Below are 14,337 nucleotides of genomic sequence, written 5' to 3'. Positions count from 1 at the left end.
ATTTCGAGGCATTTTTTCTTATTTGCTACTAATTTGCCTTTTATTTGGCTATAATCAGGTAGTAATTCTTCTTTCCGCGCTGCACAAGCAGATATTTTTCATCCAAAAGGTCAGCAGAAGTAATCACTTGGTCGAAGGCTTCCAGTTTCTCTTTATTGAGAGAAACGCCGCCACCTTGCACCAGTTTACGCATCTCACCTTTGGAGGCAAAAACGGCTGCATTATCTGTGAACAGATCGACAGCTTTCACACCGGCAGACACAGCATCCTTGGAAACCTCAAACTGAGGAACACCTTCGAATACAGCCAGCAGGGTATCTTCATCCAACTTCTTCAAAGCTTCGGAAGTTGCATTGCCGAACAAGATATTAGACGCATCCACCGCTGCATTATAGTCTTCTTCGGAATGAACCATAATAGTCACCTCTTTTGCCAGACGTTTCTGAAGAACACGCAAGTGCGGTGCAGCTTCATGCTCAGCCGTCAAGGCTTCGATTTCTTCTCTTGACAGGGAAGTGAATATCTTGATGTAGCGTGCCGCGTCAGCATCGCTCACGTTCAACCAAAACTGATAGAATTTATACGGAGAAGTATAACGGGGATCAAGCCAGATATTGCCGGATTCAGTCTTGCCAAACTTACCACCGTCAGCCTTCGTAATCAGCGGACTGGTCAGCGCAAAAACTTCGCCACCATTTGTACGACGAATCAGTTCGGCACCTGTCGTGATGTTACCCCATTGGTCGGAACCACCCATTTGCAGTTTACAACCTTTGGTTTCATACAGATGTAGGAAGTCGTAGCCTTGCAACAACTGATAAGTGAACTCCGTGAAAGACAAACCGTCACGAGCCTCACCATTCAGACGCTTCTTTACAGAATCTTTCGCCATCATGTAGTTCACAGTGATATGCTTACCTACTTCACGGGCAAAGTCAAGGAAAGTGAAGTTCTTCATCCAGTCATAGTTATTCACCAATTCTGCACGGTTAGGAGCATCGGATTCGAAATCCAGAAACTTGCTCAACTGCCTCTTCATACCATCCAGATTGCGTTGCAGGATTTCTTCTGTGAGCAGATTACGCTCTGCCGACTTGCCGGAAGGGTCACCAATCATACCCGTAGCACCACCGATCAGTGCCATCGGCTTGTGTCCGCAACGTTGGAAATGACGCAGTATCATTACACTGCAAAGATGTCCAATGTGCAATGAATCCGCCGTAGGGTCAAAACCTATGTATGCGGTCACTTGTTCCTTAGCCAGAAGTTCTTCCGTACCAGGCATCATATCGTGGAGCATGCCACGCCATCTCAATTCTTCTACAAAATTCATCGAATGATTAACTATTTAAATATTTGATATACTTTGTAATTGCAAAAGTACGACTCTTTATCTGAACTAACAACTCTTATTGCCTAAAAAAGATTTCGCTCACATTCTTACGAATCGTTCTCCTGAGTTCCTCAAGGGGAGTTTTACGGAGGATGGCAGCCCGTTCATAAAGCGTATCGACAGATGCCGTACTTTCATCCGTCTCAATAAACAACCGTTCAGACGGCATTATACGCAACGCTTCCTCCTGATATTTCTCTCCGAAAGAAAGATAGAAACCATGTCGGAGATATTCTTCTGCAAGAGCCACTTTTCCACGAAACCCGTGAATAATCCACGGTTTCACCGGTCGTATCTTCTGTTTCAATTTCAGAAGTTCATCTACCGCTTTCACCAGATGAATAATTAACGGCTTATCCGCCTCTTCGGCCAGGCGCGCCTGATATTCAAACACTTCTATCTGCAAAGCTAAAGGTGCTTCAGTCAATTTATCCAATCCGGCCTCACCCACAGCCAACACCTGAGGATGGTCCAGTAATTCTTCAAAACGGGCCTTACTGTCATTCAGGGAAGCTGCGAAAGAAGCGATATACCACGGATGTATTCCCACAGAATACCAGCCTTCCGTTTGCGGAACAAACGATTCGGGGAAACAGTTCACAATAGCCGTTCCGGGCACTTGTGGCCGCCGATGTGTATGTATATCAACAGGAATTATCATGCGAATAGTACAGGAAATAGTTTTTTATGGAACGGGATCATATCCGGAACCTCCCCAGGGGTGGCAGCGCAAAATACGCCGGATTGCCAGATACAGCCCTTTGAATGGTCCATATTTCTTTATCGCTTCAACGGCATATTGTGAACAGGTAGGGGTGAAACGACATGAAGGAGAAGTCAGAGGCGAAATACACTTCTGATAGAAATAGATGGGAAGCAACAGCAGGTATGAAAGCAGCTTTTTCATGACTGCCCCGCACTACCGGTTTTCTCAGCAGACGCAGCATTTTCTCCGGCTTTCTGAACGGCAACATCCGCCAATACCTTCTCCGTGATACGTGCCAGCGCAACCTTCATCCTTTCCTCTATCTCCACCGAATCGACTAACCGGTCGGAAAGATAAATGAAAGCCACAGCAAGTTGCCGTCCTTCATCCTGAAGCGTCTGCGATAATCCATGCTTATTTTTCCGGTACGCCTCACGTATCTGGCGTTTTACACGGTTACGCTTTACCGCACGTTTAAAACGACGCTTTGATACACTGACAAGTATGGAAACAGGCGCTTCCAACTCCTCTACCGGCAGATATACCACACGCAAAGGAAAGACGGAAAACGAACGTGCGCCGCCTGAAAACATCTTGTCGATGACTTTCTTCTTATCCAGTCTTTCGGACTTGTGCAGGGTATTAAGCATTCTTAGTTATGAGTTACAAGCTACGAGCTACAAGTAGTTCGCAGTAAATAAGCTACGAGCTACAAGTTTAAGGCTGTAAGTGGCATACTGCTTCCGCATGACACTTGTAGCCCGTAGCTTGTAGCTCGTAACTCTAAAATTATTTTCCTTTGTTATTCTCCTTGATGAACATATCCAGCGCAGCCGTCATAGAAGGCGCCTGTACACTGGGAGCTTCCAAGTCGAGGCGGAGTCCGGCATCACGTATGGCCTGCGCGGTAGTAGAGCCAAAGGTACCAATTTTAATATCGCCTTGTTGGAAGTTCGGGAAGTTCTTCTTCAAAGAAGTCACTCCAGCAGGACTAAAGAACACCAACATATCATAATCAAACTCTTCTTCTGAAGTAAAATCATTACTTACTGTGCGATACATAACAGCTTCTGCGTTCTGTATCTTGTTTTTATCCAAGAGATTCTTAATCTCATCCGTATGTACATCCGACATCGGAACCAGATACTTTTCGGTCTTGTGCTTAACAATAGAAGGCAACAAGTCTTCAAACTTTCCGGTATTTCCAAAGAAGATCTTACGTTTGCGGTATTGCACATACTTTTGGATGTACAATGCAACAGCTTCTGTCACACAGAAATACTTCATAGTTTCCGGTATGGTTACACGCAATTCTGTACACAGGTGGAAGAAATGGTCAATAGCATGACGCGATGTGAAGATAACTGCTGTGTAATCCAGGATAGACACTTTCTGCTGTCTGAATTCTTTAGCAGATACACTTTCCACCTTAATAAACGGGCGAAAATCAATTTTCACACCGTACTTCTGGGCGATGTCGTAGTAAGGAGATTTCTCTGATGCCGGTTTCGGCTGCGACACAAGTACTTTCTTAATTTTCAACGTCCTAAAAATTTATTATCAAATAATCATTTAGTTGTAACACACCTCGATACATGATAAAACAAGGTATGATTTCAAGGGCACAAAAGTACAAAATTAAAAGCAAAATGCCATATAAATTGCCACAAAAAAGCTTTATCCACTTATATAACATCAATATTTTAGTAAAAAAGACCAAAAATAAACCGATTATCACAGTTGCCTGAAGACTTAAATCGAAGTAAACAAGGAACAAAGCAAACGGGAAAAAGGTAAATCCAAGGTAGTAAAGTAGAGTAGAATAGGACTCCATCCAAAGACCGGTACGACTCGCGTCAAAAAAAATCCAGCCCAGAAAAGAGTAAGTCACCCACTTCCAGAAAAGATAAAGCAAAGCCAGTGCGAGATATGCCCCGAGCAAAACGTAAGGAGAGACGTGTTCGCCCAACTCTGGCCTGACATCAACAAAATAGTTGAAAGTACAGACAGAAGCCAACACACAAGTCTGTAGAATCAGCAACAACATATAGCGCATATCCGTAGCGGTGGTAGCGGCAAAGATGCTGGTTCGTTCACGATTAAGGAGGAAGTCCTTCACCAACTGCACCAGGAACTTGCGACTACGGGACAATACATAGGCTGACATGAAAAAGCAGCACAACAGGAGCACTGTGATCCCATCGTCCAACTTAGGAGAATAAGGAATGGGCATCCCCTCAAACCCCGCTATCCATGTCAACAAGAGCCCGATCATATTGCCGCAAACTTACGTATAGAACTATCCCAGGCAGGTATGGTATGAATCAGTTCGACGGCTTCCTGCGGAGTGCTTGCTACGTGCCAGATTGCACCGTGCTGCTGCCTCATAAAGTTTTCGTCCATAGCACGCTGCAACATAGCCAGGAGGGGATCGAAAAAGCCGTTAGTGTTTAAGATGACAACAGGATTCAGGTAGAGGCCCAGTTGTTTCCAAGTGATAATTTCCAGTAATTCTTCCAAAGTGCCGCATCCACCGGGCAATGCGATGACAGCATCACTCAGATCCGCCATTTTTTGCTTGCGCTGGTGCATGTTTTCCACTTCTATCATCTTCGTAAGCCCCTTGTGTTGCCAGCCTTGTTCCACCATAAAGTGAGGAATGACACCGGTCACCTCTCCGCCTGCCGCCAGCACTGCGTCGGCCGTAGCACTCATCAGTCCGATGCCTCCCGCACCATTTATCAGACGGATGTGGCGCTGTCCCAACAAAGTGCCCAATTCACGGGCTGCTTCAAAATAAGCGGAATCAATCTTGGTGCTCGAAGCACAATATACGCATACGGAAGTTATCTTATTCATGGAAATTGCTCTACCTTATATTATTAATGCGCACAAAGGTATGGATTTTCAGCGATATCTTAAAAATATCACTAATTTTGTGAGCACAAAGCATTACTTTAAGAAGAAACCGGAATTCTCAGAGTTCCGAATAACAATCAACCCAATTTACCATCACCTATAAAAACGATAAATAATTATGATTAAACAAGATTACCTGATACGAATGATTCAAGAGATCATTTCTTTGATTGTGAACGCCCTGCTCAAGAAAAAGAAGTATCGCTGGAATGAATGGACCGAATATGACGGTCTGACCCGGCAGATATTAGGTTTCCCTACCGATGAGTTATTAGGCATGGATACACAAGAACTGATAGACCGGTATAAAGGCGATCCCAATGAAATGGGGAAAATAGAACTTGCCGCCATGACTATGCTGAAGATATCTGATGATATGAAAGCAGACGACTTGCTGCGGAAATCCAAGCTTCATCAGGATGGGCTTGAATTATTGAAGTATGTACAAAAAGAGAGTAATAGTTTCTCTATCCAGCGGGTACAACTGATTAATATGCTGGAGACGTCGCAATCGTAGGGCAAAGTTAAGGTGACTTTGTTGTACTAAATCCCTTCCATATAAGGCAAAAGACGGGTTATAATCCCCTTCCTATTCAATATCAGGAAGGGGATTTTTCTTTCTATCCGGTGGATTAATCTTATCCTCCTAAAAAAATCCTCCCCGAAAACAAAATAGTAATCCAACACAAAGCATTAGCAGAGTAATTTTACGCTCAACATCCACTGAATAGATAAATTCACTGAATCATTAATTTTATATCTAATTTATTCTAATGCTTATGAAAAATGTATTGAAACTTATTTTTTCTTCTTTGTTAGCGCTCCCATTCACAATGAATGCCCAGCAACAAGATTTTCCGGCAGGAACCACTCCCAATGAGCATAACATCAATGGGGCTGACTATCCCTGCATAGGCGAGGACAGACGTGTACATTTTAGAATACACGCTCCCAACGCCCAGAAAGTAGAAATCAGTTTCCGAGGTGAAATGACCAAAGAGACAGACGGATATTGGTCGCTCGTATCAAAAGAACCTGAAGTAGTGGGCTTCCACTATTATCAGGTAATTATAGACGGAGTAAGTGCCGCCGATCCCAATGGCAAACCATTCTTCGGTATGGGCAAATGGGTAAGCGGTATTGAAATCCCGGAAAAAGGTGTGGACTACTATTCCATCAAGAACGTGCCTCACGGACTGATCAGCCAAAGCTGGTACTACTCTGATATCCGCAAAGAATGGCGCAGATGTATCGTCTATACTCCGGCGGAATATGACAAGAACCCTACCAAGAAGTATCCGGTGCTCTACCTGCAACATGGTATGGGAGAAAACGAAACGAGTTGGGCAAACCAGGGCAAGATGAATTTCATTATGGATAACCTGATTGCCGAGGGTAAAGCCAAACCAATGATCGTAGTCATGGACAATGGCAATATCGAAGTGTTCAAGACCAATCCGGGTGAAACTCCTGACGGTGCAAGAAAAAGATTCGGTGCAGAATTTCCAGCTATCTTAGTGAATGAAATCATTCCTCATATCGACTCCAATTTCCGAACACTGACCGATAGGGACAACCGTGCCATGGCCGGACTTTCCTGGGGCGGACTTCTTACTTTCAACACTACCCTGAATAACCTGGATAAGTTTGCCTATATCGGCGGATTCAGCGGAGCAGGCAGCATCGATCTGAAGCAACTTGATACCGTTTACGGCGGGGCATTCAAAAATCGTAAAGCATTCAACGACAAGGTACACGTCTTCTTCCTGGGTATCGGTTCGGAAGAACATCCCGAAAGAACCAAGAACCTCAGTGACGGCTTGCAGGCCGCAGGAATCAATACAATCTATTATGAGTCTCCGGGCACTGCCCACGAGTTCCTGACCTGGCGCAGATGTCTGAAAGAGTTTGCTCCCCTATTATTTAAAACGAAATAATGTATAATCAATAAAACAGACTATAACGATGAATATCTTCCATCGAAAATCATTGTTGGCGGCTTGTATCGCGGCTATGATGGGTTTACATGGCTATGCTCAAAAGAATGAAGCGTCCCCCCGGTTGTCAGACTACTTTTCTCCGGCAACCACGAATATGATGTCACCTGACAGTGAGGGCTTTATCCAGCGCTGGCTGTTGCTGGAACCCATCGACAAGCCCAACCGTTCCAACACGGTCTTTACCGACAGTTACATTCGCGAAGCATTTGCAACCGAGTATTTCCCCAATCAATTCACCGTTCTGCCCAAAGACGGGGATAAAGTGAAAGTAGGCAAACAAAAGCTAACCTGGCACGCGCTCGACAGCAAGCTGTTTAACGTGAAGCTCTTCCGTTTTGCCTCCGGTCTGAAGAAACAAGTGTACGGCGTGCTGTTCTGGGCAGTCACAGTCATAGAATGTCCCGAAGACATGGAGAACATCCGGATGTCAGTAGGTTCTAACTCCGCATCCATGTGGTGGCTGAACGGTGAGGAAGCCGTAATTCTTTCGGGCGACCGACGTATGGTCAAGGATGACTGTCTCTCACGCCGGCTGACTTTAAAGAAGGGCAAGAACATCATTCGCGGAGCCATCATCAACGGTCCCGGAATGAGTGATTTCTGTGTTCGCTTCCTCAATGAGAATGGAACACCCGTTAAAAACATTACTATCAGCTATAAATGATCATGAAAACAAAAGCTATACTTCTGGGCACGGCAGCCCTGATGTTTGTATTGACATCTGAAAAAGCAATTGCACAAATCGGCACTCCATACATACACGACCCGTCCACTATCATGGAGTGCGATGGTAAATATTATACTTTCGGCACAGGTGGAGGCGGATTGATATCTGAAGACGGCTGGACATGGAACGGCGGTGGAGTAAGACCCGGCGGAGGCGCCGCGCCCGATGCCGTGAAAATCGGTGACCGCTATCTGATTGCTTACAGTGCCACAGGAGGAGGGCTCGGCGGAGGACACAGCGGTAAAGTATTAACCATGTGGAATAAAACTCTAGACCCCAATTCCCCGGATTTTAAATATACGGAGCCTATAGAAGTGGCCTCCTCAGTGAATGATGAAGATTGCGATGCCATTGATGCCGGACTTCTGCTCGACCCGACAGACGGACGCTTGTGGTTGTCTTACGGCACGTATTTCGGCTTTATCAGGCTTGTAGAACTCGACCCCGCAACCGGCAAACGGATGGAGGGCAACAAAGAAATCGACATCGCCATTGACTGTGAAGCAACCGATCTGATCTATCGTGATGGCTGGTATTATCTTCTGGGAACACACGGCACTTGCTGCGATGGCCCGAACTCCACCTACAATATTGTTGTCGGCCGTTCGCGCAAAGTGACGGGGCCGTATGTCGATAATATGGGAAGAAAAATGCTGGAAGGCGGTGGCAAGATGGTGATTGCCGCAGGTAACCGCCAAACCGGTCCGGGACACTTCGGGCTTTTCAAAGTAGCCGACGGAGTAGAGAAGATGTCATGCCACTTTGAGGCCGATTTCGACCGGGGTGGCCGCAGTGTGCTGGGCATACGCCCGCTTTTATGGAAGAACGGCTGGCCCGTTGCCGGCGAGGTCTTCAAAGAGGGAACGTATGAGATTGAATCCGAGCGTAGAGGGTATGCCCTTGAACTTGCCGTCGATTTTGTACGTATGGAATATACTAGACACCGCTTTTGGGAAAAAGATGACACGCCCGTCGTACCTTTGAAATCGCAGACGTTGGAAGATGTGATCGGGACTTGGCCACAAGGAAAAATCAACGTAAGAATCGGAGATTATATGTTCCGTCCTCATCAGAAGTGGACCATTACTGCCGTGCCCGATGGAGGCGGATATCTGGGCGGCCCTTATTACAAGATTGTGATTGAAGGAACCAATCGCGCACTGGCCGCCACAGCAAATGCGGAAGTCGTGACAGTTCCTAAGTTCACGGGAGCCCCCGAACAACTGTGGCGAATCGACCAGTTGACAGACGGCACCTACCGGATCATGCCCAAAGAAGTACCGGGAACTGACAAGGAACTGGTTCTGGTATCCGTAGGAGACAGCACTCCTTCTCTCGGCGAATTCGATATGAACAGTGATAATTCCAAATGGAATTTCCGTGATCATTAACAACAAACCCTATTACCTTAAAGTGCTATGAACGGGTAACTCCACTCAAAAATAATGAATCGGCTCAGGCAACCAGTTTGAATTAATAATGCGACTCAGCAGTTGTCTTGCCGATTCAGAGTTAAAAAATGAATTGCCTTTCTCTTATATTAATCTTAAATAATTGAAAACTATGAAATGTATGTATGATGATAGCTAGAGAACTATTGTAGCGGTAGCTAATGATGAATGAAAAACGCAATTATTAATTCTTAAACTAATTATGATGAAAAATGTAGTCCAGAAAATTCAGAAGATTCCTTTTCTGTTTATGCTTGTGCTTGTGTTTTTTACGTGCATATCAGCATCAGCGCAAATCCAAATCAAAGGTACTGTTGTCTCAGCCAATGATTCTGAGCCAATGATCGGTGTGGCTATTCTTGAAGAAGGAACCAGCAACGGTCGTATTACCGATCTCAATGGTAATTACTCTATTCAGGTAAGTAACAGTAATGCTACCCTTACCGTTTCTTTTATAGGCTACAAAACGCAGACTGTTAAGGTCAATGGCCGTAGCGTAATCAACTTTCGTTTGGAAGAAGATACACAAGTGCTTGATGAGGTTGTGGTTGTAGGCTATGGCGTTCAGCGCAAGAGTGACCTGACAGGTGCTGTAGCCTCTGTAAACTCTAAAGACCTTAAAGGCCTGGCAACAACCGATGCTGCCGCTGCCCTTCAAGGTAAAGCCGCAGGTATTCAAATATTGAATTCATCAGGTGCTCCGGGTAACGGTGCTGAAATCCGTGTACGTGGTTATTCCTCCAATTCCGGAAATATTGGTCCTCTCTTGATTGTAGATGGTTTGAAGGTTTCAAGTATCCAGTATCTTGATCCGAGCTTGATCGAATCTATGGAAGTATTGAAAGATGCCGCATCCGCAGCAATCTACGGTTCTGAAGCTGGTAACGGCGTAGTACTTATCACAACCAAGAATGGGGGAGGAAAAGGTACCGGCAAGATTACATATAATATACGTTATACTATGAACCAACTTGGACATGTTCCGCAATTACTGAATGCAGAAGAATTCAAGGACTGGATGAGCATGCAAGGATATAACGTCGAAGCTGCCATATCGGATGCTGTTCGTGACTATAATTGGAATCAAAATACAGATACAAACTGGTTGGACGAATTTATGGGAACTTCTTGGAGCAAACAGCACTCTCTTTCATTCCAGGGTAGCAACGACAAAGGGCAATATTTCGCGAACCTCACATACGTTAATCAAGACGGTATCGTAAAAGGTAAGAACGACTACTACGAACGTTTGACCGTCCAGCTTAATGCTGATTATAAAATAAAACCTTGGTTGCAGGTAGGTACCAACACTTCCATAGAGAAATGGCGTAGAGGCAGCGTATCGGAATATGGTTATGGCTCTGCTTTTGAAATGCTTCTTGTTATGGATCCTCTTACGCCTACACACTGGACAGATCGCAGCCAATATCTTGCTGCCACAGGTTCTGTTTATGACGCAGTTCAGAATGGAACTTCTGATACAAACTATCGTTTCTACGGTGATGAGAAGGGTATGTATGCTACTTCATACTTCAATACGGAACTTGCCGGTGGTACTCCATTTGCGCAGCGCGATAAGAATGCTAATAATAAAAATGAAGGCATCAATGTACATAGCACATTCTTTGCAAACCTGACTCCTTTCAAGGGTTTTACATTTACTTCCCGTTTCGGTACCCGCATTGTTCAGGGCAATACTTACAGCTATGCGGAACCTTACTATATTACCGGGCGTGTAAGTGATACCAGATACTCTCTCAATCAGACTACGAGCACCGGTCTGTACTATCAATGGGAGAACTTTGCCAACTATATGACTTCAATCGGCAAGCACAGCATCTCGGCAATGGCAGGTATGTCATACATCCAAAACGAAGACAAAAAAACGACAGCCGGTGCGTCAGGTGAAGAATTGCTTTCTTCATACGCGCCAAATTTCCGTTACTTGGATTGCGTACTTGTATCAGATAAAGTTTCCCGTACATTCAGCGGAACACCGGGTAAGTCTTCAAGTATTTCATACTTCGGCCGTTTAGGATATACTTATGACAACCGCTATAGTCTGCAAGGCAATTTCCGTGCTGACGCATTCGATACTTCAAAACTTCCGGCAGATAAACGTTGGGGTTACTTCCCGTCAGTATCAGCAGGTTGGACAATCAGCAACGAAAAATTCTTCAAGAATTTAGTCCCTGATAACATTGTTTCATTTGCCAAGCTCCGTGCATCTTGGGGACGTAACGGTAATATCAACGTACTTAGCGGCTATAAATATTCTTCTTCTATTGCAACCGGTGGCCAGTGGTATCAATACGGTAACAGTTCGACTGTCACAAACGGTTCTATGCCAAGCGGTTTGGCTAATCCTAATCTTACTTGGGAAACATCCGATCAGTTGGACTTCGGTCTTGACTTACGTTTATTCAACGATGCTTTGACAATCAGCATGGACTACTATAAGAAAACTACCAAAGACCTTCTTGTGGACGCTCCATGTTTGCCTGAGACAGGTGTATCTTCACAGATGATCAATGCAGGTGAGGTACAGAACAAAGGCTTTGAATTTGAAGCAACTTATAAAGGCAACATAGGTAAACTGAATTACTCAGTATCAGGTAACTTTGCAACATTGAAGAATGAAGTGACTTACCTTGATGACCGTATCACACGTATCTCGGGTGGAAGCATATCAGGTGCAAACAGTACTATATACACCAACTTCGAGCAAGGTATGCCGGTATGGTATATGCGTGGTTACAAATATATAGGTAAGAACTCAGAAGGACAGGCTCTTTATCTCGACAAAGAAGGCAATGAGACGTTAACTCCGGGTGACGAAGATCAATTCAATATCGGTAAAGGTATTCCTGATCTTACCTACGGTATCACAATCAATCTTGAGTACAAGGGTTTCGATTTCTCAGCATTTGGAACAGGTACAGTAGGAAACGATGTCTACTATGGTATGTATCGTACAGGTTACAACAATATCTCCAAGCATTTCTATGATGAAGCCAAGAAAGGCAATATGCCTAATCTCAACACAATTGCAGGTGATAAGATTTACTGGTCATCTTCTGCTCTTGTGTTTGACGGATCATACTTTAAGATCAAGCAATTGCAGTTAGGATACACATTACCGAAGTCCATCACGAAAAAAGTATTTATTGAGAACCTTCGCGCTTACGTGTCACTTGACGACTTCTTCACATTTACATCTTATCCGGGTCTTGATCCTGAAATTGCTTCAAGAAATGGTAATAATGTAGGTCTTGATGCCGGTGCATATCCTACAATGCGCAAGATGACATTTGGTCTTAATGTAACATTCTAATAACTATTAATACTGACAAAAATGAAAAAATATATATATTCGTTTACGGTATGTGCCGCACTGTTCTGCGCATCTTGCGATGAAAGTCGTTTGGACATTGAACAGAAGGCTGTTAGCTCTACTGAAACTTTCTATAAAACCGATCAAGATGCTATTGATGCTATGACTGCCGCTTATGCGCAATTCCTTGATAATGTATGTTCGTCTGTCGGAATCTATCAGCCGCAGTTTACTTTGCTCAATTATTCGGCGGATGATGTTTTCTCTGCGGGTACAGATCATACTGACCATATGGATATGCGTATATTCGATGAGTTCCGCTATGATACGGGTAGCGCAGGGTTAAAAGAGCTATATCAACGTTACTATAAGGCTATTTATGCATGTAATCTTGTGATAACATATGTAGACCCGGCTGCAAGTACGGTTATGGCCCGTTGTGTTGCGGAAGCTCGCGTATTACGTGCTTATTGTCACATGATGGCGGCTCTCACATTCCAGTGTCCTCCAAAAGTCGATAAATTGCTTGGCGCTGATGACAAACCTACAAATGTAGAAAGCCAAAAATCTCTGCTTGAATGGTGTGCTTCGGAGTGTGAAGAAGTTGTAGATGCTCTTGATGCTCGTAAAGGTCAAGATGATGTAGAAGGGGCATATAAAGTTACAAAAGGTTTTGCATATTTCGTAGCGGGCAAATCTGCTGTATTTGCCGGTGATATGGCTCGTGCAGTGAAAGACCTTAAACCGCTGGTTGAATCTCCCAACTATGCACTTGTTCCGGGAAATCGTTTCCGTGACCTATTCCATGTAGAGGGTAATGGTTGCGAAGAAAAAATCTTTGAGGCTAACCGTTTTGGTAACGCAGATAAAGGTTTTTGGAATAATATCTTCCGTGGAGGTTGGATGGTCAACAACGTATTGAACTGGCGTTATGACCGTTTAGGTTCTCGTGCATCTATTTGCGGTGCTAATGATGGTTGGGGCGGTGGTGCCATCAACTGGAAGTTCGCTGAAAAAATGTATGAAAATGATGGTGACGGTCCACGTCGCAAAGCTACATTCCTTACTCCAGACGAGTTCTTATACGACTCTGAACTCTGTGGTTGGGAAACGGATTTCGATGCTGACGGAAATGAAATGTCTCTTGCTGATAAGAAGAAAGACCCCAAACGCGGTATCAAGAGTACGGATGGTCTGTTTTCACATGGCATATATATGGAAGTCAAGAATATAGAATCTCCTAACGACCGTAATATGACTATTAGCGATGTTCATAACTCCGCATCATTCCGTATCGCCAGATTGGGAGAAGCATATCTGCTTTATGCAGAGGCTTGTCTTGAAACAGGTAATATACCTGAAGGCAAAAAATATCTGAATGCTATTCAGAAACGTGCAGAAGCTCCTGAAACAGAACTCACAATTCAGACTCTTCGTGATGAAAAGCAGTACGAACTTTGGTTTGAGACTTGCCGTTTCCACGATATCGTTCGTTGGGGCATTGCTAAGGAATGTCAAGATGCAGTTGTAGACCAGGTTCCGCAACTGTATGACGATTTCTTCATTGAAGGTACACCATACTTTGGAAAAGAGCATCATCTGCGTGCTGTGTTGACTCATCCTTTATCAGTAATTCAAAATTTACCTGCAAACTCTTATGGCTTTGTAAAGGGTAAACATGAATACTTCCCATTCCCTAAAGATGTTATAGACTTAAACAAAGAACTTCATCAACTTAACGGATGGGCAACAAAATAATTAATCTTTTAATTATTTGATAACACATGTAAGTATTGAGAAACAGCAC

General features: G+C 44.2%; 13 protein-coding genes. 6 read left to right on the top strand and 7 right to left on the bottom strand.

Annotated features, from left to right (window positions below):
• Positions 1-40: 40 nt before the first annotated feature.
• The 7 genes from tyrS to BN161_RS02960 all read right to left on the bottom strand — a co-directional run bounded on the left by tyrS (position 41) and on the right by BN161_RS02960 (position 4,958).
• Positions 41-1,333 carry a tyrosine--tRNA ligase gene (gene tyrS, locus BN161_RS02990; protein ID WP_044262943.1) on the bottom strand — a complete coding sequence of 431 codons (1,293 nt, stop codon included), beginning with the start codon at positions 1,331-1,333 and terminating at the stop codon, positions 41-43.
• A gap of 76 nt (positions 1,334-1,409) precedes the next feature.
• Positions 1,410-2,054, bottom strand: a complete 645-nt coding sequence (locus tag BN161_RS02985) for a TatD family hydrolase (protein WP_044262941.1) — start codon at positions 2,052-2,054, stop codon at positions 1,410-1,412.
• Positions 2,055-2,078: 24 nt separating this feature from the next.
• Complete coding sequence (yidD, locus tag BN161_RS02980) at positions 2,079-2,300, bottom strand: membrane protein insertion efficiency factor YidD (protein ID WP_044262940.1); 222 nt, start codon at positions 2,298-2,300, stop codon at positions 2,079-2,081.
• Positions 2,297-2,749 (bottom strand): ribonuclease P protein component, encoded by a 453-nt coding sequence (gene rnpA / locus BN161_RS02975; RefSeq protein ID WP_044262938.1) that lies wholly within the window; start codon positions 2,747-2,749, stop codon positions 2,297-2,299. The genes yidD and rnpA overlap by 4 nt, the downstream gene beginning before the upstream one ends.
• 139 nt (positions 2,750-2,888) lie before the next feature.
• Positions 2,889-3,641 (bottom strand): uroporphyrinogen-III synthase, encoded by a 753-nt coding sequence (locus tag BN161_RS02970; protein WP_044262936.1) that lies wholly within the window; start codon positions 3,639-3,641, stop codon positions 2,889-2,891.
• A 4-nt stretch (positions 3,642-3,645) separates the two neighbouring features.
• Entirely contained in the window at positions 3,646-4,374 is a 729-nt protein-coding gene (locus BN161_RS02965; protein ID WP_044262934.1) for a DUF4271 domain-containing protein, read from the bottom strand.
• Positions 4,371-4,958 (bottom strand): LOG family protein, encoded by a 588-nt coding sequence (locus BN161_RS02960; protein ID WP_044262931.1) that lies wholly within the window; start codon positions 4,956-4,958, stop codon positions 4,371-4,373. The genes BN161_RS02965 and BN161_RS02960 overlap by 4 nt, the downstream gene beginning before the upstream one ends.
• Before the next feature lie 178 nt (positions 4,959-5,136).
• Between BN161_RS02960 and BN161_RS02955 the strand changes: the two genes are divergently transcribed.
• The 6 genes from BN161_RS02955 (at position 5,137) to BN161_RS02930 (ending at position 14,288) form a co-directional block, all read left to right on the top strand.
• Entirely contained in the window at positions 5,137-5,535 is a 399-nt protein-coding gene (locus BN161_RS02955) for a hypothetical protein (protein ID WP_044262929.1), read from the top strand.
• Positions 5,536-5,797: 262 nt separating this feature from the next.
• Positions 5,798-6,955 carry an alpha/beta hydrolase-fold protein gene (locus BN161_RS02950; protein WP_044263022.1) on the top strand — a complete coding sequence of 386 codons (1,158 nt, stop codon included), beginning with the start codon at positions 5,798-5,800 and terminating at the stop codon, positions 6,953-6,955.
• Positions 6,956-6,983: 28 nt separating this feature from the next.
• Complete coding sequence (locus tag BN161_RS02945; RefSeq protein ID WP_044262928.1) at positions 6,984-7,682, top strand: hypothetical protein; 699 nt, start codon at positions 6,984-6,986, stop codon at positions 7,680-7,682.
• 2 nt (positions 7,683-7,684) lie between these two features.
• Positions 7,685-9,136 (top strand): family 43 glycosylhydrolase, encoded by a 1,452-nt coding sequence (locus BN161_RS02940; protein ID WP_044263019.1) that lies wholly within the window; start codon positions 7,685-7,687, stop codon positions 9,134-9,136.
• Between the two features lie 262 nt (positions 9,137-9,398).
• Entirely contained in the window at positions 9,399-12,530 is a 3,132-nt protein-coding gene (locus BN161_RS02935; RefSeq protein ID WP_044262925.1) for a SusC/RagA family TonB-linked outer membrane protein, read from the top strand.
• Between the two features lie 21 nt (positions 12,531-12,551).
• Positions 12,552-14,288, top strand: coding sequence for a RagB/SusD family nutrient uptake outer membrane protein (locus BN161_RS02930; protein ID WP_044262922.1), 1,737 nt, complete (start codon positions 12,552-12,554; stop codon positions 14,286-14,288).
• The last annotated feature ends 49 nt before the right edge of the window (positions 14,289-14,337 follow it).

The sequence above is a fragment of the Bacteroides timonensis genome, from assembly GCF_000513195.1.
Classification (GTDB): Bacteria; Bacteroidota; Bacteroidia; order Bacteroidales; family Bacteroidaceae; genus Bacteroides; species Bacteroides timonensis.
This window is presented reverse-complemented; position numbering and strand designations above follow the sequence as displayed.

What these genes read in the sequence shown, in the direction of transcription:
- tyrS (WP_044262943.1), bottom strand. Translation starts at nt 1,333, where the DNA reads ATGAATTTTGTAGAAGAATTGAGATGGCGTGGCATGCTCCACGATATG.
- BN161_RS02985 (WP_044262941.1), bottom strand. Translation starts at nt 2,054, where the DNA reads ATGATAATTCCTGTTGATATACATACACATCGGCGGCCACAAGTGCCC.
- yidD (WP_044262940.1), bottom strand. Translation starts at nt 2,300, where the DNA reads ATGAAAAAGCTGCTTTCATACCTGCTGTTGCTTCCCATCTATTTCTAT.
- rnpA (WP_044262938.1), bottom strand. Translation starts at nt 2,749, where the DNA reads ATGCTTAATACCCTGCACAAGTCCGAAAGACTGGATAAGAAGAAAGTC.
- BN161_RS02965 (WP_044262934.1), bottom strand. Translation starts at nt 4,374, where the DNA reads ATGATCGGGCTCTTGTTGACATGGATAGCGGGGTTTGAGGGGATGCCC.
- BN161_RS02960 (WP_044262931.1), bottom strand. Translation starts at nt 4,958, where the DNA reads ATGAATAAGATAACTTCCGTATGCGTATATTGTGCTTCGAGCACCAAG.
- BN161_RS02955 (WP_044262929.1), top strand. Translation starts at nt 5,137, where the DNA reads ATGATTAAACAAGATTACCTGATACGAATGATTCAAGAGATCATTTCT.
- BN161_RS02950 (WP_044263022.1), top strand. Translation starts at nt 5,798, where the DNA reads ATGAAAAATGTATTGAAACTTATTTTTTCTTCTTTGTTAGCGCTCCCA.
- BN161_RS02945 (WP_044262928.1), top strand. Translation starts at nt 6,984, where the DNA reads ATGAATATCTTCCATCGAAAATCATTGTTGGCGGCTTGTATCGCGGCT.
- BN161_RS02940 (WP_044263019.1), top strand. Translation starts at nt 7,685, where the DNA reads ATGAAAACAAAAGCTATACTTCTGGGCACGGCAGCCCTGATGTTTGTA.
- BN161_RS02935 (WP_044262925.1), top strand. Translation starts at nt 9,399, where the DNA reads ATGATGAAAAATGTAGTCCAGAAAATTCAGAAGATTCCTTTTCTGTTT.
- BN161_RS02930 (WP_044262922.1), top strand. Translation starts at nt 12,552, where the DNA reads ATGAAAAAATATATATATTCGTTTACGGTATGTGCCGCACTGTTCTGC.